We start from the raw sequence: 2631 nt of genomic DNA, 5'->3' as shown, positions 1-2631 counted from the left end.
CTCGGCGCGCCCCTCGCGCGCCGGGAGGGCCGCGCCAAGGTCACCGGCGAGGCCCGCTACGCCGCCGACCACACCCCGCCCGGCTGCGCCTACGCCTGGCCGGTGCCCGCCACCATCGCCCACGGCCGGATCACCGCCGTGCACACCGCCGACGCCCTCGCCCTCCCCGGCGTCCTCGCCGTGCTCACGCACGAGAACGCCCCCCGCCTCGCGCCGTCCGAGGACCGCACCCTCGCGGTGCTCCAGGACACCGTCGTCCCGCACCGCGGCTGGTACGTCGCCCTCGCCGTCGCCGACACCCTGGAGAACGCCCGCGCCGCGGCCGCCGCGGTACGCGTCGGCTACGCGCCCCTCGGCCACGACGCCCACCTCACCGCCGACCACCCGCGCCGCTACCCGCCGGACAAGGTGGCGGGCGAGTACCCCGGCGTCCGCGAGCAGGGCGACCCCGAGGCGGCCCTGGCGGCGGCGCTGGTCACCGTCGACGCGACGTACGCCGTGGGCCCGCTGCACAACCACCCCATGGAGCCGCACGCCACCACCGCGCGGTGGACGGACGGCCATCTCACCCTCCACGACACCAACCAGGGCGCCACCTCGGCCCGCGACAGCCTCGCCGCGCTGTTCGCGCTGTCCCCGGACGACATCACGGTCGTCTGCGAGCACATCGGCGGCGCGTTCGGCTGCAAGGGGACGCCGCGCCCGCAGGCGGTGCTGGCCGCGATGGCCGCCCGGCACGTGGCACGCCCCGTCAAGATCGCGCTGCCGCGCCGCCAGATGCCCGCGGTCGTCGGCCACCGGGCGCCGACCCTCCAGCGCCTGCGGCTCGGTGCCGGCCTCGACGGTCACCTCACCGCCCTCACCCACGACGTGGTCACCCACACCTCGACCGTCATGGAGTTCGTCGAGCAGGCAGCCGTCCCCTCGCGCGTCATGTACGCCGCGCCCCATCTGCACAGCGCGCACCAGGTCGTGGCGCTGGACGTGCCCACCCCGTCCTGGATGCGCGCCCCCGGCGAATGCCCCGGCATGTACGCGCTGGAGTCGGCCGTCGACGAACTCGCCGCCGTCCTCGACCTCGACCCGATCGAACTGCGACTGCGCAACGAACCCGCCACCGAGCCGGACACCGGCCGCCCGTTCAGCACCCGCAACCTGGTCCGCTGCCTCGAAGAGGGCGCCGAGCGCTTCGGCTGGCGGCCCCGCGACCCGCGCCCCGGCGTCCGCCGCGAGGGCGACCTCCTGATCGGCACCGGCGTCGCCGCCTCCACCTACCCCACCTACCTCGCCGGCTCCAGTGCCGAGGCCCATGCCGCCGCCGACGGCACCTTCCGTATCCGCACCGACGCCACCGACCTGGGCACCGGCGCCCGTACCGTCCTCGCGCAGATCGCGGCCGCCGCCCTCGGCGTGCCCCCGGACCGCGTCCGCACGGAGATCGGCAGCAGTGATCTGCCGCCCGCGCCGCTGGCCGGCGGCTCCGCCGGAACCGGCTCCTGGGGCTGGGCCGTCCATCTCGCCTGCACCACCCTCCAGGAGAAGCTGCGCGTCCACGAGGGGCCGCTGCCGGCCGGCGGCATCACCGCGGGCGCCGACACCCGCCGGGAGGTGGCGGCCGGGTCCTCCTACGCCCGGCACGCGTTCGGCGCGCAGTTCGCCGAGGTGCAGGTCGACACGGTCACCGGTGAGGTGCGGGTACGGCGGCTGCTCGGCATGTTCGCGGCCGGGCGCATCCTCAACGCGCGCACCGCCCGCTCCCAGCTGACCGGCGGGATGATCATGGGCTTGGGGATGGCGCTGACCGAGCACAGCACCCTCGACCCCGCGTTCGGGGACTTCGCCGAGTGCGACCTCGCCTCGTACCACCTCCCGGTCTGCGCGGACACCGGCACGATCGAGGCGCACTGGCTCGACGAGGAGGACCCCCACCTCAACCCCATGGGCAGCAAGGGCATCGGCGAGATCGGCATCGTCGGCACCGCGGCGGCCGTCGCCAACGCCTTCCGGCACGCCACCGGGGTGCGGCTGCGCGCCCTGCCGCTCACCCCTGACCGGGTCCTGCCCCACCTGCCCTGACGGCCCGGCGCGCCGGGCGGACGTCACCTGAGCGGGCCGCCGATCGGTTGCGCGCCATGCCGCGCACGGCCACTATGACGGTGAACGGAATGTCACCATTCCCTCACTTTGTGCGCTCTCGGTCAGTGAGGTGAAGCAGGTGAGCCCCGCGGTGAGGAGCCACGACATGACACCGACCGCCGACCGCCGCTACACGGTGGCCCTGCGCGCCACGGCCGAACGCGTCCCGCAGATCCGGCGCATCGTGGCCGCGCACCTGCGGTACTGGGGCCTGGCGCCGCAGATCCCGCCGGTGTGCCGCGGGGTGGCGGAACTGCTGGCCAACGTCCACCGGCACGTCGGCCCGGGCGCCGCCTGCGTGGTCGAGATCCGCTGGACCGGCCGCCGGCTGACCGCCTCCGTCTCCGATCACGGCCCCCGGATGCCGAGACTGCGCGGCACGGGCGGCGGAGGGCTCGCCGCGATCGCCGCGCTCAGCGACAGCTGGGGCACCTGCGGCACGGAGGACGGCAAGGTCGTGTGGTTCACCCGCCGGGTGCCCGCCCTCCGGGAGGC

Annotated in this window: 2 protein-coding genes; both read left to right on the top strand. The window is 75.7% G+C overall.

The annotated features are described in order from the left end of the window. Window positions 1–2076: xanthine dehydrogenase family protein molybdopterin-binding subunit (locus AC51EU_RS29375; RefSeq protein WP_496270134.1), on the top strand; the 2076-nt coding region annotated here is incomplete at its 5' end. 166 nt (window positions 2077–2242) lie between these two features. Beyond that, window positions 2243–2631 (top strand): ATP-binding protein (locus tag AC51EU_RS29370; protein WP_496270133.1); only part of this gene is annotated, 389 nt, incomplete at its 3' end.

Source organism: Candidatus Streptomyces philanthi (genome assembly GCF_059553635.1).
This window is presented reverse-complemented; position numbering and strand designations above follow the sequence as displayed.